Annotated in this window: 24 protein-coding genes; 11 read left to right on the top strand and 13 right to left on the bottom strand. The window is 61.8% G+C overall.

Annotation, left to right across the window (positions count from 1 at the left end; translation table 11 throughout):
• Positions 1-46 precede the first annotated feature (46 nt).
• Entirely contained in the window at positions 47-418 is a 372-nt protein-coding gene (locus AC0JZ8_RS19565) for a hypothetical protein (RefSeq protein WP_062453741.1), read from the top strand.
• Positions 419-502: 84 nt separating this feature from the next.
• Positions 503-922 (top strand): MAPEG family protein, encoded by a 420-nt coding sequence (locus tag AC0JZ8_RS19560; RefSeq protein ID WP_471893249.1) that lies wholly within the window; start codon positions 503-505, stop codon positions 920-922.
• A gap of 24 nt (positions 923-946) precedes the next feature.
• On the opposite strand, the gene AC0JZ8_RS19555 is transcribed toward AC0JZ8_RS19560, so the two are convergent.
• Positions 947-1,894, bottom strand: a complete 948-nt coding sequence (locus AC0JZ8_RS19555) for a LysR substrate-binding domain-containing protein (protein ID WP_062580164.1) — start codon at positions 1,892-1,894, stop codon at positions 947-949.
• A gap of 212 nt (positions 1,895-2,106) precedes the next feature.
• On the opposite strand from AC0JZ8_RS19555, the gene AC0JZ8_RS19550 reads away from it, so the two are divergent.
• Complete coding sequence (locus AC0JZ8_RS19550; protein ID WP_062453739.1) at positions 2,107-2,394, top strand: YjiS-like domain-containing protein; 288 nt, start codon at positions 2,107-2,109, stop codon at positions 2,392-2,394.
• A gap of 98 nt (positions 2,395-2,492) precedes the next feature.
• Here the strand turns inward: AC0JZ8_RS19550 and AC0JZ8_RS19545 are convergent, their stop codons facing one another.
• The 5 genes from AC0JZ8_RS19545 to AC0JZ8_RS19525 form a co-directional block, all read right to left on the bottom strand.
• Positions 2,493-3,284 carry a DUF937 domain-containing protein gene (locus AC0JZ8_RS19545; RefSeq protein WP_471893248.1) on the bottom strand — a complete coding sequence of 264 codons (792 nt, stop codon included), beginning with the start codon at positions 3,282-3,284 and terminating at the stop codon, positions 2,493-2,495.
• 88 nt (positions 3,285-3,372) lie between these two features.
• Positions 3,373-4,746, bottom strand: a complete 1,374-nt coding sequence (locus tag AC0JZ8_RS19540) for a glutamate--cysteine ligase (RefSeq protein ID WP_471893247.1) — start codon at positions 4,744-4,746, stop codon at positions 3,373-3,375.
• Between the two features lie 152 nt (positions 4,747-4,898).
• The gene (locus AC0JZ8_RS19535) at positions 4,899-5,636 is read right to left on the bottom strand and encodes a 16S rRNA (uracil(1498)-N(3))-methyltransferase (protein WP_113109536.1); all 738 of its coding nucleotides are present in this window, start codon (positions 5,634-5,636) and stop codon (positions 4,899-4,901) included.
• A 17-nt stretch (positions 5,637-5,653) separates the two neighbouring features.
• Positions 5,654-7,162: an inorganic phosphate transporter gene (locus AC0JZ8_RS19530; protein ID WP_174195682.1), complete on the bottom strand. Its 1,509-nt coding sequence runs from the start codon at positions 7,160-7,162 to the stop codon at positions 5,654-5,656.
• A gap of 41 nt (positions 7,163-7,203) precedes the next feature.
• Positions 7,204-7,710: an NUDIX hydrolase gene (locus AC0JZ8_RS19525; RefSeq protein WP_174195683.1), complete on the bottom strand. Its 507-nt coding sequence runs from the start codon at positions 7,708-7,710 to the stop codon at positions 7,204-7,206.
• A 293-nt stretch (positions 7,711-8,003) separates the two neighbouring features.
• Between AC0JZ8_RS19525 and AC0JZ8_RS19520 the strand changes: the two genes are divergently transcribed.
• The 3 genes from AC0JZ8_RS19520 (at position 8,004) to glcF (ending at position 12,070) form a co-directional block, all read left to right on the top strand.
• Complete coding sequence (locus AC0JZ8_RS19520; RefSeq protein ID WP_113109538.1) at positions 8,004-9,437, top strand: FAD-linked oxidase C-terminal domain-containing protein; 1,434 nt, start codon at positions 8,004-8,006, stop codon at positions 9,435-9,437.
• 40 nt (positions 9,438-9,477) lie between these two features.
• Positions 9,478-10,674, top strand: a complete 1,197-nt coding sequence (locus AC0JZ8_RS19515; RefSeq protein ID WP_471893246.1) for an FAD-binding protein — start codon at positions 9,478-9,480, stop codon at positions 10,672-10,674.
• Between the two features lie 79 nt (positions 10,675-10,753).
• The gene (gene glcF, locus AC0JZ8_RS19510; protein WP_471893245.1) at positions 10,754-12,070 is read left to right on the top strand and encodes a glycolate oxidase subunit GlcF; all 1,317 of its coding nucleotides are present in this window, start codon (positions 10,754-10,756) and stop codon (positions 12,068-12,070) included.
• 205 nt (positions 12,071-12,275) lie between these two features.
• On the opposite strand, the gene AC0JZ8_RS19505 is transcribed toward glcF, so the two are convergent.
• Both AC0JZ8_RS19505 and AC0JZ8_RS19500 read right to left on the bottom strand, forming a co-directional pair.
• Entirely contained in the window at positions 12,276-12,977 is a 702-nt protein-coding gene (locus tag AC0JZ8_RS19505) for a L,D-transpeptidase (RefSeq protein ID WP_244473998.1), read from the bottom strand.
• Positions 12,978-13,126: 149 nt separating this feature from the next.
• Positions 13,127-13,921 carry a L,D-transpeptidase gene (locus AC0JZ8_RS19500; protein WP_471893244.1) on the bottom strand — a complete coding sequence of 265 codons (795 nt, stop codon included), beginning with the start codon at positions 13,919-13,921 and terminating at the stop codon, positions 13,127-13,129.
• Positions 13,922-14,109: 188 nt separating this feature from the next.
• Here AC0JZ8_RS19500 and AC0JZ8_RS19495 point away from each other — a divergent pair, with 188 nt between their 5' ends.
• Positions 14,110-14,751: a DNA-3-methyladenine glycosylase I gene (locus AC0JZ8_RS19495; RefSeq protein ID WP_062453729.1), complete on the top strand. Its 642-nt coding sequence runs from the start codon at positions 14,110-14,112 to the stop codon at positions 14,749-14,751.
• Here AC0JZ8_RS19495 and AC0JZ8_RS19490 read toward each other — a convergent pair.
• Genes AC0JZ8_RS19490 through relB form a run of 4 tightly spaced genes read right to left on the bottom strand, consistent with a single transcriptional unit; the run spans position 14,738 to position 16,933 of the window.
• Positions 14,738-15,442, bottom strand: coding sequence for an HAD family hydrolase (locus AC0JZ8_RS19490; protein WP_062453728.1), 705 nt, complete (start codon positions 15,440-15,442; stop codon positions 14,738-14,740). The genes AC0JZ8_RS19495 and AC0JZ8_RS19490 overlap by 14 nt on opposite strands.
• A gap of 60 nt (positions 15,443-15,502) precedes the next feature.
• Positions 15,503-15,880, bottom strand: a complete 378-nt coding sequence (gene copM / locus AC0JZ8_RS19485; RefSeq protein ID WP_471893243.1) for a CopM family metallochaperone — start codon at positions 15,878-15,880, stop codon at positions 15,503-15,505.
• A 36-nt stretch (positions 15,881-15,916) separates the two neighbouring features.
• Complete coding sequence (locus tag AC0JZ8_RS19480; RefSeq protein ID WP_471893242.1) at positions 15,917-16,669, bottom strand: hypothetical protein; 753 nt, start codon at positions 16,667-16,669, stop codon at positions 15,917-15,919.
• A gap of 33 nt (positions 16,670-16,702) precedes the next feature.
• On the bottom strand, positions 16,703-16,933 hold the full coding sequence (gene relB / locus AC0JZ8_RS19475) for a type II toxin-antitoxin system RelB family antitoxin (RefSeq protein ID WP_174195689.1): 231 nt from the start codon (positions 16,931-16,933) through the stop codon (positions 16,703-16,705).
• A gap of 147 nt (positions 16,934-17,080) precedes the next feature.
• Between relB and hisS the strand changes: the two genes are divergently transcribed.
• The 4 genes from hisS to AC0JZ8_RS19455 all read left to right on the top strand — a co-directional run bounded on the left by hisS (position 17,081) and on the right by AC0JZ8_RS19455 (position 21,228).
• Positions 17,081-18,601, top strand: a complete 1,521-nt coding sequence (gene hisS / locus AC0JZ8_RS19470) for a histidine--tRNA ligase (RefSeq protein WP_471893241.1) — start codon at positions 17,081-17,083, stop codon at positions 18,599-18,601.
• Between the two features lie 199 nt (positions 18,602-18,800).
• Entirely contained in the window at positions 18,801-19,916 is a 1,116-nt protein-coding gene (locus AC0JZ8_RS19465; RefSeq protein WP_471893240.1) for an ATP phosphoribosyltransferase regulatory subunit, read from the top strand.
• The gene (gene hisG, locus AC0JZ8_RS19460) at positions 19,916-20,611 is read left to right on the top strand and encodes an ATP phosphoribosyltransferase (protein ID WP_471893239.1); all 696 of its coding nucleotides are present in this window, start codon (positions 19,916-19,918) and stop codon (positions 20,609-20,611) included. The genes AC0JZ8_RS19465 and hisG overlap by 1 nt, the downstream gene beginning before the upstream one ends.
• Entirely contained in the window at positions 20,611-21,228 is a 618-nt protein-coding gene (locus AC0JZ8_RS19455; protein WP_471893238.1) for a class I SAM-dependent DNA methyltransferase, read from the top strand. Before hisG ends, AC0JZ8_RS19455 begins: the two co-directional genes overlap by 1 nt.
• 70 nt (positions 21,229-21,298) lie before the next feature.
• On the opposite strand, the gene AC0JZ8_RS19450 is transcribed toward AC0JZ8_RS19455, so the two are convergent.
• Positions 21,299-21,745: a DoxX family protein gene (locus AC0JZ8_RS19450; RefSeq protein ID WP_062453720.1), complete on the bottom strand. Its 447-nt coding sequence runs from the start codon at positions 21,743-21,745 to the stop codon at positions 21,299-21,301.
• Between the last annotated feature and the right edge of the window lie 81 nt (positions 21,746-21,826).

Here is a 21,826-nt window from a genome sequence, read left to right as displayed (position 1 = left end):
GATATCTTCTCGTCGTCGATAGAGATCGACTTAAGGGGAGACTTTCGTGAAGAGAACAGTTCTTGCTGCGGTGCTTCTGGGCGCTGCTTTCATTGCGCCTGCCCAGGCGCAGACCGTCAAGGCCGGCGCGTACACGGTTGAGGGCACCAATCTCGACGGATCCGCCTATGACGGCACCGCCACCATCAAGCTGACCAGCGAGACGACCTGTGCCATCGTCTGGAAGACGGGTTCGGGCAAGAAGGCCACGTCGAACGGCATCTGCATGCTCTATGAGAACGCTTTTGCCGCAGGCTACGTGCTGGATGGCGAAGTCGGCCTCGTCGTCTATGAGGTGCGCGATGATGGCGTGCTGGAAGGTGCCTGGACGATTTCCGGCCAGGACGGATCCGGCACCGAAACCCTGACGCCCCGATAATCCAAGTCTGTCTCACGAAGGCCGTCGGCCCGTTGTCGGCGGCCTTTGCTTCGTCTATGCATTCTTATGACGACAGGAGGATCAATGCTTTCCACCAATGCAACGCTCTGGCCGATGATCGCGCATGTCGCGCTCGTCTTCTGTCTCTACTGGATGCTGTCGAAGAAACGCGTTGCCGCCGTAAGGTCGGGCCGCGTCGAGGCAGCGCAGTTTCGCGAGAACCTGCAGGAACCGGCGGAAAGCCTGCTGGTCCACAACAACATCAAGAACCAGTTCGAACTGCCGGTGCTGTTTCACGTCGTCTGCCTGGTGCTTTATGCATCGACCGCAGACAACTGGGGCACGGTGGCGCTCTCCTGGCTCTTCGTCGCCTCCCGCTTTGCCCACGCCTATGTGCATGTGACCAGCAACCGTCTGCGCTACCGCCGGCCGCTGTTCATGCTCGGCTTCTTCACGCTGGTCGCGCTCTGGGTCTGGCAGGCCGTGTGGCTTGCCCTCAACTGAGGGCAGGCGGCGTTATTGTCTGCATTACCAGCCGGGCATCACCGAACCGCGCGAACGCACCATGCGCGGAAACGCCTTGGTGTCGGCATCGAGATCGTCAGGCACCACGGCCGGCGAGATATTGTCGAGGCAGGCGGTGATATGGTCGGTGATGGCGTTCATCAGCGACGGTGAGACCCCCGGCCGCTTCATCAGGCCGATCTGCACGGGTGGCAGCGGCGGAAAACCGTCGGCAGCCGTCAGAACCTTCATGCCGGGCCGCAGCGCCGATTCCGGCAGGACGGAGACAGCCATGCCGGCAAGCACGGCCGCCGCAACGACGGTCGACGACCAGCTCGTAAACAGGACCTGATATTCGCGGCCTGACGCATCCAGCGCCGAACAGGAAAGCTGGCGCCAGAGGCAGTCACGCCGACCGACCGCAAGCGGCACCGGCGCGTCGTCCTTCAGCGTGTGGTTGGCCGAACCCACCCAGCACAAAGGCTCGGTGCGAACCACGTCGGAGATCCGCTGACGCGGGTTGTGTGTGACGAGCGCGATATCCAGCTCTCCGCGTGCCATCTTCTCGGCAAGGCTGACCGAGGGTTCGCAGACGATGTAGAGCTCCACATTGGGATGCGTCTTCGCAAACCGTCCGATGATTTCGGGCATGTAGCGGTCGGCGTAGTCGTCCGGCGTACCGATCCGGATCGAACCTTCCAGGCGGTTGTCGTCGAAGGCGGCGATCGCCTCGTTATTGAGTCTGATGATGCGCCTTGCGTAATTCATCAGCTTTTCGCCCTCGGCCGTCACCCGGTTGCCGCGCCCGTCCTTGGCAAACAGCTGCTTGCCGATCCGTTCTTCCAGCCGGCGCATCTGCATGGACACCGCCGACTGGGTCTTGAACACCCGATCGGCCGCCTTGGTGAAACTGCCGGTGTCGATGATGGCGATGAACGTGTGTAGCTGATCGATGTCGAGCGGTGCGGACATGCAGGCCTCCAGATGAACGTCATTCATAAGAGCGATTGATGCATATCATTAGAAACATTCGTTGGACTGATCAATAGATTTTCCCGCATAAACACGATGCAAAATCAGAACCAGCGAAGGCCTCCTCCCGGATGCCTTCACAAAGGGCAACCTTTCCGCAAAGCCGTTGTGGAAGGGGTGAGCCTCTCCGTGCCTTACGAAAGGATGATCCGATGAGCACGACCAACTACGGAACCGAACTGAAGCTTTACCGTGCAGCAGCGAAGACCAGCTTTGCAGCGCAGATCATGCTTCGAACGAAATCCGTATGGCGCGCTCTTCGAAATCGCTTCGAGGCCAATTCCCTTCACGACCTCGACGATTACCAGCTCGAAGATATCGGCATTACACGCCACGATGTGGTGAAGGCGCTCGATCGTTCGGGCGTTCTGGATGACCCGTCGCGGCTTCTGACGCGTGCCGCCCGCGAGCATGCGCGTACACGCTTCAAGCGGCTCTAGCGAGCCTCAAGTTTCCCCGCAGGGCGATTGCCAATAGCCCTGCCTTTGCCCGGCCGGTTTATCCGCGCCGGGCTTTTTCGTTCAAGTGACTTTTTCGTTCAGGGCTTGGCCGCTTTTCCAGTGCCGAAGTAACCGTCGAACATCGTCTCCAGGCTCTTCTGGTAGCCTTTATTCGCCTCGACGCCGCTGTCGAACATCCGGTTGACGAGATCCGCATAGGTTTGGGCAGCGCCCGGAGCGGTGGCGGAAGGCTGCGGCTGCTCTGGCTTTTCCAGGCCCCACATCGCCCGCATCGCCTGCGCAAAGGGATTGTCCAAGGGATTGCTCGTCGCGTCCGGATTCGGTGCCGCATTGTCAAAACCCATCGCGGTCATCCACTGCTTCTGCATCGTCTCCAGCGCCGGGCCGAACGTATCGCCGCCGGCCGGAAACTGGGTCGCGAAAGGCGCCCCCATCTGCCCTGTAAACTGTTTGAAGAAGCCGCCCATCAGCGTATTGGCCATGCCAGGCATCATCTTCTCGATGATGTCCTGGCCGATGCCGGTAAACTTCTCCACCTGCGCGGCGATCGCGCGGGAAACTTCCTTGGAGCCGAACAGCTTCTCCAGCACGGCATTGCCGTCCGCCTTACCCTGAGGTGTAAAAGCCTTGCCCATGTCCTCGAAATATTTGCCATAGGCGCCGGAAAACACGGTGCTCATCAGGTCAGAAAGGTCGTAAGGGTTGGCAGCCTTGCGCTTGAAACCGGAGGAAAAGGCAGGCATCAGCGCCGCCATCGCTTCCGAGACCTGCTCCTGGGCAAGACCGAACTGCTTGGCGAAGGCCTCCATGGATGCGCCGCCGCCCTGGCCGCCTCCGGCCTTCATCATCATGTCGAACAATGGCAGCATGGGCATCCCTTCCGGCATGGGTGACACACCCACTATAGCCGGAAAGGCAAAGCCTGAAAGCGGATTATGGAGCAGCGAATGCTCCTGCTCAGTAAGCGTAGTCCTTGAACGCCGGCTCGACCGAGCCTTCCCAGCGCCCGTTGAACAGCGCCAGCATTTCGTCGGCAAGCGTTGCCTTCTTCACCAGAATTTCTTCCAGCGGACGAAGGAAAATCGTCTCGTCGTCGCCCTCGGCATTCTTGCGCGCGCGGGCCTTAAGGCCGGCCTTGGAGATCAGCACGCTCTCGCGGGCGATATCGAGAACCGACACGCCACGGATCTCTGCTGAAAGCCCCTTTGATGGAACGGTGTCGCGCATCTGGACGACGTCTTCGAACGTCCAGTCCTTCGTCAGTTCCTGCGCATCCGCAAGCGCCGTGTCGTCATAGAGCAGACCCACCCAGAAGGCGGGAAGCGCCGAGATGCGATCGAGCGGACCGCCATCGGCACCGCGCATTTCCAGGAACCGCTTCAGCCGCACGTCCGGGAACAGTGTGGAAAGATGGTTGATCCAGTCGCCCATCGTCGGCTGCCAGTCGTCGACCGAGCCCTTCAGCCCGCCGTCCATGAACTGCCGGAAGGTGATATTGGTACAGTCGTGATACTTGCCGTTGCGCACGATGAAATACATCGGCACGTTGAGCGCCCATTCTGCGTAATCGGCATAGCCGAAATCGGAGTTGAACACGAAGGGCAGCACGCCGGAGCGGCTGTTGTCGGTGTCACGCCAGATGTCGCCGCGCCAGGAGGACAATCCGTTCGGCTTTCCCTCGGTGAACGGCGAAGCCGCAAACAGCGCGGTCGCGATCGACTGCAGCTTCATCGACACCCGCATCTTCGCGGCCATGTCTGCCTCGGACGAGAAGTCGAGGTTCACCTGGATCGTGCAGGTGCGGTACATCATGTCGAGACCCTTGCTGCCGACCTTCGGCATGAAGCGGGTCATGATGTCGTAACGGGATTTCGGCATGCGCGGCGTTTCTTCGCGCGTCCATTTGGGGCTGCCGCCAATGCCGAGGAAGCCGATGCCCATCGGCTCGGCAATCTCCTTGACGAGAGCGATATGCTGCTCGGCCTCGGTCGCCACCTCGTGCAGCGTCTCCAGAGGCGCGCCCGAAAGCTCGAACTGGCCGCCGGGCTCGATCGAGATCGCGCCCATGCCAGATTGTTCGCCAAGCCCGATGATGTTGCCGCCATCGGTGATCGGCTCCCAGCCCAGCCGTTCCTGCATGCCATTCAGCAGCGCGGAAATGCTGGCGTCACCGGCATAGGGCACGGGCGAATGATCGGCTTTGAAGAAGACGAACTTTTCGTGCTCGGTCCCGATCCGGAATTTTTCCTTCGGTCGCGGTCCCTCGGCCATGTAGCTGGAAAGCTCGGCCACCGAAGAAAGCGGGGTCTGGTCGGTGGTGTCGCGGGCCATGAAAACTACCTTGTTCGGAGTGCCGTATTTAGAGAGCGAACGTCCGGCTGATTGGACCGGAATGATGTGCGGTGCAAGTGAATTTCTTTCAACGCTGGTTTAGAAAAACAGGCAGCTGTGTGTCAAATCTGTCGCGCCGGTTGGGAGCATGTTCAACGCCAGTCGCCGATCGAAGCCTGGACCACGGCAAGTGCTGCAACCGCTGCGGTATCGGCCCTCAGGATACGCGGTCCGAGCGGAATGGCACTGACAAATGGCAGCGAACGCAGACGTGCCCGTTCTTCTTCGGAAAACCCGCCTTCCGGGCCAACCAGCAGCGCCAGCTTGGTCTCCTCGATCTTTGCGAGGATCGTCAGCGGGTTCTGTCCCTCATCGCCCTCGTCGCAGAAAATGATGCGCCGGTCGGACGGCCAGTGGTCGAGGACATCGCCGAGTTTCTTCGGCGAAAGGACCTGCGGGACTGACAATATGCCGCACTGTTCGGCAGCTTCGATCACGTTCGCCTGCAGCCGTTCCATGCTCGTAATCTTGCCCTGCACGTGCTGCGTCATGACGGGTTGAAGCGTGCCGGCGCCCATTTCGACCGCCTTCTGCACCAGATAGTCCAGCCGTCCCACCTTCAGCGGCGCAAACAGGTAATGCAGGTCCGGTGCTAGCGGCTGCGGGCGCACCTGCTCGATCGGTTCAAGCGCGATCTTCTTGCGGCTCGGAAAGATGAGTTTCGCCAGCCATTCGCCGTCGCGCCCATTGAACGCGAGGATCTCGGCACCCTCAGTCAAGCGCAGCACATTGGCGAGATAGTTGAAATGCTCCGCTCCCACCTCCTGGTGCTCTGCCTTGGCAAGAGGGGCGTCGATGAACAGGCGCTGTATCCGGAAATTGGCACGCATGGGAAAACTTTCGAAACTCAGACGAACAGCGCGAAGATAACCGTCGCGACCAGCGCTGCAAGCGCAGCCGATGCCGGCAGCGTAATCATCCAGGCGGCGATGATCGACAGGAAATGCGAGCGGCGCACCAGAAAACGGCGTTTCACCTCGTTCTCGTCGTGCTCGTGCTCCTGACCGACATCCGGATCCTTGCCGGCCCTGACCCGCATATACTCGTAACGGCGGCGTGAATGGCGCGTGTACCATTCGCGGAAAAACCCGACGCCGAACACGGCGCCAACAGCAATATGCGTGGAAGATACCGGCAGACCGACCCAGGACGCGACGATCACCGTCAGCGCCGTCGAAGACGAGACGCAATAGGCGCGCATCGGATTGAGCTTGGTGATTTCGGCACCCACCAGCCGCACCAGTTTCGGTCCGTACAGCAAAAGTCCGAGCGAGATACCAAGCCCGCCGATCACCAGCTCCCACAGCGGTATGCCGACAGGTGCGGACACGCCGCCGCGTTGCGCTGCCGCGACGATCGCTGCCAGCGGACCAATCGCGTTCGACACGTCATTCGCCCCATGCGCGAACGACATCAGCGCCGCGGCAAACACCAGCGGAATGCGAAACAGCTTGCGCAGCGACTGGTTGCGGTTCTCCAGTCCGCGCGACTGTCTGGCGATGACAGGGATGACCAGTCGCCAGACGGCAAGACCCGTGATCAGCGTGATGGCGGTCGCTGTCAGTTTTGACACCGTTATCAACTGCCCAAGACCGACAAGCGAGAGGTAGCCCGCAAAAGCGCCCGCCATCAGGCCGATCAGGATCGGCACCCAGATCCGGGCAGAAGCGATCTTGTCCTCGCGGTAGATGATCGTTTCCTTGATCAGGAACAGCAGGCCGGCGGCAATCGCGGCACCAAGGAGCGGCGACAGGACCCAGCTTGCGGTAATACCGCCGACGGTCGCCCAGTTGATTGCCGAAAAACCGGCCGCCGCGATGCCTGCACCCATCACGCTGCCGACGATCGAATGGGTGGTAGAGATCGGCGCACCGAGCCATGTCGCGACGTTGATCAGCACGGCTGCGGAAAGCAGTGCCGCCATCATCGCCCAGATCATCACGTTCGGATCGGTGATTACGCCGGCACGCATGATGTTGTTGGCGATCGTACCGGCAACGCTGCCGCCGGCAATCACCGCGCCGGCGATTTCGAACACTGCCGCCAGCGCCAGGCCGAACGCCATCGTCATCGCGCGCGCGCCGACCGCCGCGCCGATATTGTTGGTAACGTCGTTGGCGCCGATATTCATCGCCATGTAGGCCGCAAGCGCGGAGGCCGCGATCACCACCACAGCACCCGGATGTCCGGTCACATAGGAAGCGGCAAAGATTGCCACCAGCACGATGAACAGCAGCGCTGCACCGGGTGCTGCAAGCCCGCGCGACGTCTGGCGCGCGGCGTCTTCCACCGAGGAGAGCTTTTCGAGATCCTTGTCGAGCGTCGGCTTGGCCAGACGCGGCCGCGTTTGGCCCATCATTTATTCCAGTATACGATTTTGGTTGGTCGAGCGGACTGTCAGCCTGCGGCCTTGATCGGCACCGTTGAACGAAGCGGATCCATTTTTTCGGCAAACCGCAGGAAGAGAATTTTCAGTTCCGGCTCGTTGACGCGGTTGGCCGCTTCCTCGCAGGAGACCCATTCCAGCTTCCGGGATCCTTTTTCCGGAAAATTCTTCAGGCAATCGGCAACTTCCAGTGCGTGAACCTGCACGCGCACCAGCACTTTCAGGCCGCTGTCGAGGGTCTTGCGGTAGTGGAAGAAGCCAAGCGCGTCCTTCTCGACCTTACCCTTGACGCCCACTTCCTCGTAAGCCTCGCGTTCGGCTACCTGATGCGCCTTCTTGTCCTTCATCGGCCATCCCTTGGGAATGACCCAACGCCCCGTATCGCGGCTTGTGGCGACCAGAACTTCCAGCTGCGTCCGCTTCTTCGTCAGGCGATAGCACAACGCGGCATACTGCTGTCGCGCAGGGCGCTGCAGCATCAAACGAAGATTGCCGGTCAGTCGGTCCATCAAGCCCAATTTCGAAACGCCTCCAAAAAAATGTATGTTGCTAATATAATGCTTGCGCCGGGCTTAACGAGCAAAAGAGGATTATTTTAGGAGAATCATCTCTAAAGGCGCATTCTCCATTCTGAAGCCGGCTACTGTTGCGTCAACGTCTATTTTGCGCGGACCGCGCTTTGTACGCTGATAATGTCGAGAGCGGATCTGTGGTTTATGCGTGGGCAACCCGCATTCGAGTTGATGTGCAACACCGTCATGGCATACGCTGTAACGAGATAGAGAAAGCCACGCGTTCTGAGGAGGAGGCCATGGCCGAGGCAATCGCATTCCTGCCGCCACGCGCGTCCGTCCTGTCGCGGCGGGATAACATCGTGACCGATCTTGCCCGTCTCGTACCGGCGGACTGTCTCATCCACGAAGAACGCGAACTCGCACCGTTCGAGACCGACGCCTTCATCTCCTATCGGCGCGTCCCGCTTGCCGTCGTCCTTCCACGCACCACGGCGCAGGTTGCGGCTGTGATGAAATACTGCCATCGCCACGCCATTCCGGTCGTTGCAAGGGGGGCGGGAACCTCGCTTTCGGGTGGGGCCATTCCGCAGGAGGATGCGGTCGTTCTGGGCCTTTCCAAGATGTCGCGGGTGCTGGAAGTGGACTACAGCAATCGCACCGCCACCGTGCAGGCCGGCGTCACCAATCTCAGCATTTCGGAGACGGTCGGCATCGACGGGTTTTTCTATGCGCCGGACCCGAGTTCGCAGCTCGCCTGCACGATCGGCGGCAATATCGGCATGAATTCCGGCGGCGCCCACTGCCTGAAATACGGCGTCACCACCAACAACCTGCTCGGCGTCCGGATGGTGCTTGTCGATGGCACGGTGATCGAGCTTGGCGGCAAGCATCTGGATGCCGCAGGTTACGATCTTCTCGGCCTCGTCTGCGGCTCGGAAGGCCAGCTCGGCATCGTCACCGAGGCGACGGTGCGCCTGATTGCCAAACCGGAGGGCGCGCGCCCGGTCCTGTTCGGGTTCGATAGCTCGGAAGAGGCGGGAGCCTGCGTCGCCGATATCATCGGCTCCGGCATCATTCCGGTGGCGATCGAGTTCATGGACAAACCGGCGATCGAGATCTGCGAGGCGTTCGCCAAGGCCGGCTATCCGCTGGATGTCGCAGCGCTCCTGATCGTCGAGGTGGAGGGCTCAGAAGCTGAGATGGACGCGACGCTCAAAGATATCGTCGAGATCGCCCGAAGGCATCAGGTCAAGACCGTGCGCGAATGCCAGTCGGCCACCGAGGCGGCGCTGATCTGGAAAGGCCGCAAATCGGCTTTCGGCGCCACCGGCCGCATCGCCGACTATATCTGCATGGATGGCACGGTGCCGCTCGGCAAACTCTCCTACGTGCTGGAAAAGACCGCCGAAATCGTCGAACGCTTCGGCCTGCGGGTGGCGAACGTGTTTCATGCAGGTGACGGCAACATGCATCCGCTGATCCTGTTCAATGCCAACGATCCCGAAGAAGCCATGAAGGCGGAGGAAGCCGGCAACGAGATCCTGAAGCTCTGCGTCGATGCCGGAGGCTGTCTCACCGGCGAGCATGGCGTCGGTATCGAGAAGCGCGACCTGATGCGGCATCAGTTTACCCAGCCCGAACTCGACCAGCAGATGGCAATCCGCTCAGCCTTCGACGAGCAATGGATACTGAACCCGTCCAAGGTGTTTCCGCTCGAGGGGCGCAGGTGAATTTCATGCCCACCAACACCATTCCTGAAGTGGGTTTCCCTTGCTGATACCCCATTCCGAAACCGATGCCGCCTATGTCATCCGCAGCGCCGTGGCCGATGGCCGGAAGTTCGCGCTCTGCGGCGGCAACACCCGCTCCGGCTTCGGCAATGCCACCGAGGGCGCAGAGCCCCTGTCGTCGCGCGGCCTCACCGGCATCGTCGATTACGATCCGGCCGAAATGGTGATGACCGTTAAGGCCGGCACACCCGTCGCCGAGGTGGAAGCGGCCCTTGCCGCAAACCGCCAGATGATGGCTTTCGAGCCCATGGATCACCGCGGCATCATGGGCGCGTCAGGAGAGCCCACGATCGGCGGCGTGTTTGCCGCCAATGTCTCCGGTCCGCGTCGCTTCGTGGCAGGGGCGGCTAGGGACAGTCTTCTCGGCATCCGGTTCGTCAACGGCAGCGGCGAACTGCTGCGCGCGGGCGGGCGGGTGATGAAGAACGTTACCGGCCTCGATCTGGTCAAACTTCTCGCCGGTTCGCACGGCACGCTGGGATTTCTGACGGAAGTGACCTTTCGCGTCCTTCCGGTGCCGCAGACGGTGGAAACCATCGTCATCTCCGGCCTCGATGACGAGACCGCCGCCAAGGCAATGGCGGCCGCCATGGCGCTGCCGGTGGAGGTGTCCGGTGCCGCCCATCTGCCCCAGACCGTGCGAGCCCGGTTTATCGATGGCGCCTTGCCCGAGAACGAAGCAACCGTCCTGCGTCTCGAAGGTCTCGCCGCATCCGTCGCGGTGCGTGCCGAAAAGCTGGTCGCCGTGATGCAGGCCTTTGGTCCCGTCATCCGACTCGGCATGGAAGACAGCCTGTCGCTCTGGCGCGAGATCCGCGACGTTCATCCCTATGCCAACGGTGCCGGTCGGCCCCTCTGGCGCGTCTCGATGGCGCCGATGGCCGGCTGCCAGCTTGTCGCCGCTCTTCGCATGGAGGCGGGCGTCGATGCCTATTACGACTGGCAGGGCGGACTGGTCTGGATGCAGATGGAGGCAGATCCCGAAGCCGACTTCCTGCGCGGCTATATTCGCGCACTCGGCGGAGGCCATGCCACGCTCATCCGCGCCTCGAAATCCGCAAGAGCCGCGACCCCGTCATTCGAGCCGGTGCCGGATGCCGTGGCCGCACTCTCGGCCCGGGTCAAACAGAAACTCGACCCGGCCGGGATCTTCTCGCCGGGCAAGATGGGGTGGTGATCATGAGACCATCATCGGTATCGAGGTCCTGCGCCGCCTGCGGCAGGCGGGGCCAAGTTGACAGGGAAGAAGCGCACTGATGCAGACCTCCTTCACCCCCGAACAACTGCTCGACCCGCATGTGGCGGAGTCCGAAAAGATCCTGCGCCGCTGCGTTCATTGCGGCTTTTGCACCGCCACCTGTCCCACCTATGTGACGCTGGGCGATGAGCTCGACAGCCCGCGCGGCCGCATCTATCTCATCAAGGACATGCTGGAAAACGATCGGGCAGCCGATGAGCAGGTCGTCACCCATATCGATCGCTGTCTGTCCTGCCTCTCCTGCGTCACCACCTGTCCCTCCGGCGTCGACTACATGCATCTGGTCGATCACGCCCGCATCCATATCGAAAACACCTACCGCCGGCCGCTTGCCGACCGGCTGATCCGCAGCCTGCTGGCCGCGGTTCTTCCCTATCCGGCACGGTTCATGACGGCATTGTCGCTGGCAAGGCTCGGCCGGCCCTTCGGCCCGCTGTTGAAGCGCATCAAGCCGCTACGGCCCCTCGCAGCCATGCTGGAACTTGCGCCGAGAGCCGCCCCACCGGCCGGATCAGCCCCCGCGATATCGCAAATGCCCCAAGCGCAACGCCCCGGGCGGGTGGCGATCCTGTCGGGTTGCGCCCAGCCGGTGCTCGATCCCGGCATCAATGCCGCGACACACCGGCTGCTGTCGCGCCTCGGCGTCGAGGTCGTCAGCCCGCAAGGCGAAGGCTGCTGCGGCGCTCTTGTGCATCACATGGGGCGCGAGGAACAGGCGCTGGATTTCGCCCGCGGTAATGTCGATGTCTGGACCCGCGAAATCGAGAAGGGCGGTCTCGATGCGATCATCATCACCACCTCCGGCTGCGGCACCACGATCAAGGATTACGGCCACATGCTGCGGCTGGACCCGGCCTATGCGGAGAAGGCAGCAACAGTCTCGGCGCTCGCAAAGGACATCACCGAATACCTGTTCACGCTTGATCTTGCCAAGCTGGAGCCGAAAAAGCTCACCGTCACCTATCATTCCGCCTGTTCAATGCAGCACGGCCAGAAGATCGTCGCAGCACCAAAGCAGCTTCTGAAGGCCGCAGGCTTTACCGTCCGCGATCCCGCAGAAGGCCACCTCTGCTGCGGATCGGCCGGGACCTACAATATTCTGCAGCCGGAAATTTCAGGCCAGTTGAAGGCGCGCAAGGTCAGGAATATCGAAGCGACGAAGCCGGACGTGATCGCAACAGGCAATATCGGCTGCATCACCCAGATCGCGTCTGGAACAGCCATCCCGATCGTCCACACGGTGGAACTGCTGGACTGGGCCTATGGCGGGCCCGAACCGGCAAAGCTCGCGAGAAAGGCAAAGGCACTCGTCTAGGCGAGGCCGGCCGATCTTACCCTGAAAGGCGACATCGTCGTCTGATTGCCGCCGGCACCGCCCACTCTCCACCCTCATGCCTGTGCTTGTCACAGGGATTGAGCAGCGTCGCGTCTGCGATGCGGAAGAATCTCTTCAGTCCTTTAACCTAGACCGACCGCATTCCTGTGACGCGCACAGGAATGCGAGAAGAGATGCCTAACAATCAGCCGCCGAAGATGGTGCGGAAAATGTCGAGGCCGCGGTCTTCGAAGGCGACGTCGCCCGGCTTGCTGCCGGGGCCGATGACGACCACCTTGGAGCCGACAGCAGCGCGCGCGTAAAGATGCTCGACATCCTTGTTCATCATGCGGATGCAGCCGGACGAGAGGTTGAGGCCGATCGTCCAGGGCTGGTTGGTGCCGTGGATGCGAAAGATCGTATCACGGCCGCCCTTGTAGAGATACATGGCGCGGGCGCCGAGCGGGTTTTCCGGGCCGCCCTGCATGACGACGGGCAGCTTGATGCCGCGGCGGGCCTCACGGGCGCGCATTTCGGCAGGGGGCGTCCAGGTCGGCCATTCCGACTTGCGGCCGATCGAAACCACGCCCGACCAGCCGAAGCCTTCGCGACCGACGCCGATCCCGTAGCGGGTAGCGCGGTTGTTGCCCTCGACGTAGTAGAGAAACTTGTTGTTCGTATCGACGATGATCGTGCCCGGCGCTTCATTGGTGGCGAACCGAACCTTCCGGCGCTGGAATTTCTCCGGCACCGTGCGGTTGCGCACCGAAGGCGCCACGTCGCTGGCGGTCGTCTGCGGCCGCGCCGAACTGGAGCTCTGCGCTGAGGCTGCGTGGGTCGAAGCATCCACTGCCAGAATCGAAACCATCATGCCGGCCACGGCAAACAGCATTTTACCCGATTTCATCCTTACCCCCTGATATTTTCGTCTTGAACTGCAGGAAAACATGTCCCGACCCATCGCCTGCGGCAAGATGAGACGAGGTGAATATACACGGGCGCTCAACGATCGCCGAAGCCACCGTGGCCATATGGCCACAGCAGCCGCGATGGCGCTTACATCACGATGACTTTGGTGCCGACATCAACACGACCGTAGAGGTCTGTCACGTCCTCGTTGCGCATGCGGATACAGCCGGAGGAGACGGCGCTGCCGATCGTCCAGGGCGCATTCGTGCCGTGGATACGGTAGAGCGTCGAGCCGAGATACATGGCGCGGGCGCCGAGCGGGTTTTCCGGTCCGCCATCCATGCGGGCGGGAAGGTAGTGGCCCTTGGCGGCCTCGCGGCTGATCATTTCCTGCGGCGGGATCCAGCTCGGCCATTCGGCCTTGCGGGTCACCTTGTGTTCGCCGGCCCATTCGAAGCCCGGCTTGCCGACGCCGACGCCGTAGCGCCGGGCCTGGCCGTCCGCCATCACGAGATAGAGGAAGCGGTTGTTCGTATCGATGACGAGCGTGCCCGGCTTTTCCTTGGTGTCATAGGCCACCATCTGCGGCAGGAACTGCGGATCGATGCGGCTGCGTGCCGGCGCGTTGGGCCTCATGGCGACCTGTTGCGCTCTCGGCTGACCGCGATCGAATATGCCACGGCGCACCGGCCGCGGCTCGGCCTGCTCGCGGTATATCACCCGCGGCTGTGCGGTCTGCTGCCGGTCGTTCTGCGGCTGGCGATATTGGCGCACGGTTGCTGCCGATCGTCCATTCGGTCCGGCAAGCTGCATCACCCACGGAGCGGCAAGATCCGGGCTGACGATGACCGGCGGGCGGTCGCCGTAGCGGTCGTTTGCCAAAGCTGTGTTGCAAAGCGCGGTCGTCAGGCCTAGGGCCAGAAGCAGGGTCTTCGTCGTCATCGGTTCCACGTCCACTCGTTTACGGATCTGGCGGCCATGGTGAATGGCACGTCAAAGCGTTTGGTAAACGGGTGGGGTGTTCGGCGCTGGAATTCGCATAAAGCTTTTGGCAGGGTTACCGGCTCGTGTGTAAACATGGTTGCCGCAAGCTGAAGACCTGTCAGACTGACGTTGGGGATTGGATTGTCATGGTTTGGGAGAAGCAAGTGGCCGGCATCATCACGAGCGAAGATGGGAAGGGCCGCTGCTTCTGGCACGGCGGTCTCGAAGACTACCGCCGCTATCATGACGAGGAATGGGGCCGGCCGATGGCCGACGATATCAGGCTGTTCGAAAAGATCTGCCTCGAAGGCTTCCAGTCGGGTCTCTCCTGGCTGACGATCCTGCGCAAGCGCGAGAATTTCCGCGCAGCCTTCGCAGGCTTCGATTTCGACACCGTGGCGCAGTTCGGTCCAGACGATGTCGAACGACTGGTGCTCGATGCGGGCATCATCCGCCATCGCGGCAAGATCGTGTCCACCATCAACAATGCCAAGCGCGCCGTCGAGATGCGCGATGAGTTTGGCACCCTCGCCAAATTCTTCTGGAGTTTCGAACCTCGCGAGGAAGACCGACCCGCGATCATGGATCTCGCCACGCTATGCGCCAACCCCACGACGCCAGTCTCCGTCACACTGTCCAAGGTGCTCAAGAAGCGCGGCTGGACCTTCGTTGGCCCGACAACCGTCTATGCCTTCATGCAGGCCATGGGCCTCGTCAACGATCATTTCGAGGGCTGTTTCTGCCAGCCGGAGGTCGCGCAGGCACGGCTGAATTTCAAACGGCCATGACTTCGGTAAGGACCCGCTGCAACTCGCCAAGGTTCTCGATCTTGCGGAAACGCGGCGCTTCGGTCGGCGCGTCCACATGTTCCAGGACCCAGGTCAGGGCATGCGGCACGTAAACGCCCCAGGATCCCGCGGCGATGGCCGGCACGATATCCGACTTGAGCGAGTTGCCCACCATCATCGCCCGTTCAGGCCCGTCGGCCAATTTTTGGAAAATGCGCCGATAGGTGGTGGCCGTCTTGTCCGAAACGATCTCCACCGCGTCGAAGAAATCACCGAGGCCCGATTGCGCCAGCTTGCGTTCCTGGTCGAACAGGTCGCCCTTGGTAATCAGCACCAGCAGATAATGGCCGTTCAGCGATCTTAGCGTTTCTTCCACATGCGGCAGCGCCTCGACCGGGTGGCGCAGCAGCTCCCGGCCGATATCGAGGATTTCGCCGATGGTGCGGGATGGTACGTTGCCGTCCGTCACTTCGATCGCGGTTTCGATCATCGACAGGGTAAAGCCCTTGATGCCGAAACCATAATATCCGAGATTGCGCTTCTCGGCCTCCAGCAGTCGCGCGGAAATATCGGCGCCATCGCCAAAATCACCAAGCAGCTTTTGGAAGTGCCGTTCCGTCAGGCGGTAGTATTGTTCGTTCTGCCAGAGCGTGTCGTCGGCATCAAAACCGATTGCGGTAATCGGGCGCATGTCACTAGCCTCCAGACCGTCAAGATACGGAAGGATGCGACGTTGGACAAGCTTCGAAGCTTACTGTCCCTTCGCCTTCAGCCATGCCTGCATCTCGGCAATTTCCTTTTCCTGCGCCTTGATGATCTCTTCAGCCAGCTTGCGCAGGTCAGGGTCCTTGCCGTGTTCCAGCTCGACCTTGGCCATATCGATCGCGCCTTGGTGGTGAGCGATCATGCCGCGCGCGAAATCGACATCTGCATCGCCGGAATAGTTCAGCGACATGCCGCTGTGCATTTTTGCAGCCGCATCCTTGTAAGCCTTCGTAGACGGGCTTGTGTCCGTCTGTCCCTGCGGCTTTGTCGAGGAATGGTCATGCCCCTTCATGTCCTGCGCAACGGCCAGGCTGAAGGAAAGGGCAAGAACGGCGGCGGCGATGGGGAGCGTGCGTGTCATCATGCACCAAAGCTAAAACGCAGCTTCGCGCAAATCAAGCTACCGCGCGATCACATCATGGACAGCCTGATACTCACGGCCAAGTTCGCCATAGGGCGCGACCGGCCAGGACCAGGCTCGGACCGCCTGTGGCGGCGTAACGCCGGCCAGAAGATCCGTTGTCTCCAGAACCTCTCCCTGCCGATCGACAATTCTATAGGCGGTATCGGTCAACAGGATCTGGCGGCAGGGCAGGGCGGAGATCCCGTCCAGATGCGCGCTGACAAGCTTGGCAACGATGGCATCCGGCTCCGGGTGCCTCATCTCCTCAAGCTGCCGCCTCGCACCGACGCCGATCTGAGACAGGATGTTGGCCGAGACGACGAGATCGAGATACGGCACCTGCCGCAGAAACGCCAAAGGCTCCGGCACCGCGCCGGCAAGCGCCTTGTCGAGACCGGAGAGATTGCGCGAAATCAGCCGCACATTCTGGTATCTGCGCGCAAGCATCCGCAGCCGCACGGAGGCGAGATGCACCAGATCGACCAGAACGACCGTATCGAAACCCTTCGCCAGATCCTCGATCGGCACGTCGCGCAACAGACCGGAGCCAAGCACGACGACGGTCCGCCGCTGCTTCATGTCCGCAATAGTCTCGCGAATGAACGTCTTGCAATTCTCCTCATGCGGTGCCCAGGCGTCGGCGCAACGTCTGGCACGCGACCAGAGATTGACCGAGGACCGGATGAATGGCCGAAATTCGGATGACGTGACCGGCAGGGTCGCGGTGTAATGGAGCGCTTCGAGGATCATGGGTGAGCGATAGAGGCCTGGCTCCCAGTTCTGTCAAGCATTCAGGCCAAGCTCGCGCTCCATCTCGTCCCAGGTGTAGGTTTTCTCACCGGCTTGGAGACGTTCCATGGCGGCTTGCCCGGCTGCGATATCGTACATATTCTCAAGATGCTGCTCGATGACGTCTCGGATATAGACGTCCGGCGCAGAGCCGGCCTCTGCGGCGTAGCCTTCGACAAGCTTCAGCATTTCATCCGGGATTTCGATCGTGACGCGCTTGTCCATGGCCGTAACCCCTGTGGTGGCGCAATATATACCACCGCTCTGGCCTGTTCGCCAGCCGCCGCCCTTGCCGCTCCGGCTGTCATCCTCTAAGAAACCGCACACTAATCCGGCCTTTCCCGAAGGCCCGAAGGCAATGGAATATCGATCATGAGCGACAAACAAAAGAAGCCCCAGAAACTGAAGGCCCGCCTGCCGCGCGGCTTTGTCGATCGTTCGAGCGCCGATATCCACGCCACCAACGAGATGGTCGGAAAAATCCGCGAGGTCTACGAACGCTACGGCTTCGATCCGCTCGAGACGCCGCTGTTTGAATATACCGATGCGCTCGGCAAGTTCCTGCCCGACAGCGACCGTCCCAACGAAGGCGTCTTCTCGCTGCAGGACGATGACGAACAGTGGATGTCGCTGCGCTACGATCTGACCGCGCCGCTCGCCCGCCATGTCGCGGAAAACTTCAACGAGATCCAGCTGCCGTTCCGCACCTACCGCGCCGGCTACGTGTTCCGCAACGAAAAGCCAGGTCCCGGCCGCTTCCGCCAGTTCATGCAGTTCGACGCCGATACGGTCGGCGCACCCGGCGTCCAGGCCGATGCCGAAATGTGCATGATGATGGCCGACACGATGGAAGCGCTCGGCATCAAGCGCGGCGATTACGTGATCCGGGTGAACAACCGCAAGGTTTTGGATGGCGTCATGGAGGCGATCGGCCTCGGCGGCGACGACAAGGCCGGCCAGCGGCTGAACGTGCTGCGCGCCATCGATAAGCTCGACAAGTTTGGCTCTGAGGGCGTTGCTCTGTTGCTGGGTGCCGGCCGCAAGGATGAGAGTGGCGACTTCACCAAGGGTGCGGGACTTGGCGAGGAACAGATCGAAAAGGTTCTCTTCTTCGTTGGCATCAAGGATTACGCGGAAAGCGCGGCTGAACTCGGCGAACTGGTTGCTGGAACAGCCAGGGGCAGCGAGGGCGTTGAGGAACTGAACATCATCGGCGCGCTGGCAACAGGTGCCGGTTACGGCCCCGATCGTATCAAGATCGACCCCTCCGTCGTCCGCGGCCTCGAATACTACACCGGCCCGGTCTTCGAAGCCGAACTCACCTTCGACGTCACAAATGATAAAGGCGAAAAGGTCGTCTTCGGCTCGGTCGGCGGCGGTGGTCGTTACGATGGTCTCGTGTCGCGCTTCATGGGCCAGCCGGTGCCGGCCACCGGTTTCTCCATCGGCGTCTCGCGGCTGCTGACGGCGCTGAAGAACCTTGGCAAGCTCGGCCAGGATGAGGTGGTCGCACCCGTCCTCGTCACCGTCATGGATGGTGATGTCGAGAGCATGGGACGCTACCAGAAATTCACGCAGGATCTCCGCCAAGCCGGCATTCGCGCCGAAATGTACCAGGGCAACTGGAAGAAATTCGGCAACCAGCTGAAATATGCCGACCGCAGAGGCTGCCCGATCGCCATCATCCAGGGCGGCGACGAGCGCGCCGAGGGTGTCGTGCAGCTGAAGGACCTGTTCGAGGGCAAGCGCCTCTCCGGCGAGATCACCGACAATGCCGAATGGCGCGAAGCCCGCGTGGCGCAGGATACGGTCTCAGAAGCCGATCTCGTCGCCAAGGTGCAGGAAATCCTGGCAGCCCAGGCCGAAGACCGCAGGCGGGCGAAGGGCGAATGATGTCTGTGACGGTGGCTTTTCCCCTCCCCAACCCTCCCCACAAGGGGGAGGGAGCGCGTTGGTGCGTGACGCCTGCGTCGGATCTCCAGCTGCGCCTCGCTGGTGAGATCGGCGCCCGTCACGAGTCTTCTCCCCCCTTGTGGGAGAGATGGGCGGCAGCCCAGAAGGGGACTTTCTCCCCTATTGCAGGAGCCGTCCCATGCCGCTGATCAACATGCCGGAATTTTCCGGTCGCCTGCTCGATGAATTTGCCGGTCGCGGTGCGGCCCGCATCGATACGCCGGTGATCCAGCCGGCAGCACCCTTTCTCGACATGGCCGGCGAGGATCTGCGCCGCCGCATCTTCCTCACCGAAAGCGAGCGCGGCGAAAGCCTGTGTCTGAGGCCGGAATTCACCATTCCCGTCTGCCTGCGCCATATCGAAACCGCCACCGGCACGCCACGGCGCTATTGCTATCTCGGCGAAGTGTTTCGCCAGCGTCGTGATGGCGACAACGAATTCTACCAGGCCGGCATCGAGGATCTCGGCGAAAAGAACGTCGCAAGCGCCGATGCCCGTGCCGTCACCGATGCGGTCGAAATCATCGCGGGCCTGTTGCCCGGCCGCGCCCTCACGATCACGCTCGGCGATCAGACCGTGTTCGAAGCGGTCGTGCGCTCGCTCGGCCTGCCACTCGGCTGGCAGAAGCGGCTGATCCAGGCGTTCGGCAACACAGCGCTTCTGAAACAACTGCTGCTGACGCTCGCCACCCCGCAGCCGGTCGCAGGCCTGTCGCCGGAGCTTGCCGATCTCTTGCGCCAGGACGAGGCGGCGCTGATCGACCATATCGACCGGACCATGCAGGACACCGGCTATTCCACCAATGCCAGCCGCTCGCCGCGCGAGATCGCAGCCCGGCTGACGGAAAAGCTGGCACTTGCCGAAACCCGGCTGGATGGCGCAGCACTTCTTCTGCTGAGCGAGTTCCTCTCGCTGGAACTGCCACTTTCGGAAGCAGCCGCCGCTCTTGCCGGTTTTGCCGATGCCGCAGGCCTGTCCTTCGGCCACGCGCTGGGCGAATTCGAAGCCCGCGTTGCAGCGCTACAGGATCTCGGCATGGACCCGTCGCGCATCACCTATCGTGCCGCCTTCGGTCGTCCGCTCGATTATTACACCGGCCTCGTTTTCGAGGTCACGCAAAAGGGGTCGGACGCGGTTCTGGTCGGCGGCGGTCGCTTCGATCGGCTGCTGACGCTGCTCGGCGCCGTCGACGACATTCCGGCCGTCGGCTTCTCGCTGTGGCTCGACCGGATCGAACAGGCGAGGGCGCGCTGATGACCATTACCATCGCTTTGCCCTCCAAGGGGCGCATGAAGGACGATGCCTCGGCGATCTTCGAGCGCGCCGCCCTTCCCATCGTCGCCGTCGGCAATGACCGCTCCTATCGCGGTCGCGTCGAGGGCCATGATGATATCGAGATCGCCTTTCTCTCGGCCTCCGAGATCGCCCGTGAACTGGGCGCCGGCGCCGTTGATTTCGGCGTCACTGGCGAGGATCTCGTGCGCGAGGGACTGGTCGATGCAGACCGGCAGGTCGAGATCGTCGCCCGCCTCGGTTTCGGCCATGCGGATGTGGTCGTCGCCGTTCCGGAAATCTGGCTTGACGTCGATACCATGGCCGATCTCGGCGATGTCGCTGCCGATTTCCGCGCGCGTCACGGGCGGCGGTTGCAGATCGCCACGAAATACTGGCGGCTCACCCAGCAGCATTTCTCGTCGCAGCACGGCATCCAGCTTTACCGCATCGTCGAAAGCCTCGGCGCCACGGAAGGCGCACCGGCAGCAGGCCAGGCCGATATCATCGTCGATATCACCTCGACCGGCTCGACACTGCGCGCCAACCACCTGAAGATCCTGTCGGATGGCGTCATCCTTAAGTCGCAGGCCTGCTTGGTGAGAGCGCGCAAATCCGCGCATGAGAGCGATCCGCGCATCGCGCATATCGTCGACGCCGTGCGCAACGCGCTCTGATGGCCGGCGAAGACGCCAATATCATCGGGCTCTACGAACGCCACGCAGCTGCCTTCGACAAGCTGCGCGGCAAGACCCTGTTCGAGAGGCCGTGGCTCGACAGGTTTGCGGCCACCATGCCGCCGCGCGGTCACGTGCTCGATCTCGGCTGCGGTGCAGCGGAACCCATCGCCGCCGACCTCATCCGCCGTAATCATCGGCTCACCGGCGTCGATACATCGGAAACGCTGATCGGGCTTGCCCGCGAACGGTTTCCGGGCCGCGCCTGGATCGTTGCCGACATGCGCAAGTTCTACCAGCCGACCAAGTTCGATGGCATCATCGCATGGCACAGCTTCTTCCACCTCAACCCGCAGGACCAGCGCGCCATGTTTCCGCGCTTTGCAGCACTCGCTGGCCCCGGTGCGGCGCTGATGTTTACCGCCGGCCATTTCGAAGGCGAGGCGATGGGGGAGTTCGGCGGTGAACCGCTTTACCACGCCAGCCTGTCACCGGAGGAATACGAAGCGCTCCTCACGAAAAACGGCTTCGAGGTGGTGGCGAGCGTCGCCCAGGATCCCCAATGCGGTGGCGCAACCGTCTGGCTGGCAAAGAACATCCGCCGCCGGACATCATAGCAATTCAAGAATAAAAAAAGCCCACCAGTCAGTTGACTGGCGGGCCTTCATGGCAGGGAACACTCAAAGGTTAGGCAGCGATTGCGACCTTACCGCGGCGTGCGTCGACCGAGTAGAGACCTGGGCCGTAGGTGGCGAGCAGGATGTAGGCGCCGGCCAGCGTCACGTTCTTCATCAGCATGATGCCGTTGAGCGTGTTGATCCAGCCGAGAGCGGCATCCGGCCAGCCGGGAACGGCAACGGTGCCCGAATGGAACATCACGCCGGTGAAGATGCAGAACAGGGCGATGGCCCAGCCGGCGATCTTGGTCTGGAAGCCGACGAGAACGGCAAGACCGGCAACGAATTCGAACAGGCCGGCGAGATAGGCAAGGGCGGTTGCAGCCGGCATGCCGGCGCCTGCGATCATGCCGGCAGTGCCTGCAGGATCGGCCAGCTTACCGAAGCCGGCAAAGATGAACATGAACGACAAAAGGATACGCGCGACAAGGATGATGATGTTGTTGGTGCTGGACATGGGAAGTCTCCGGGTTGCGGCGCTGGATCTTTCTCCCCGCCGCGTGTGAATTCTTGAACCGGACATTACCCCTTTCTGCCA

This window comes from Velazquezella soli (genome assembly GCF_977018685.1).
Note: the sequence above shows the minus strand (reverse complement) of the source record. Positions and strands in the feature narration are given on the sequence as shown.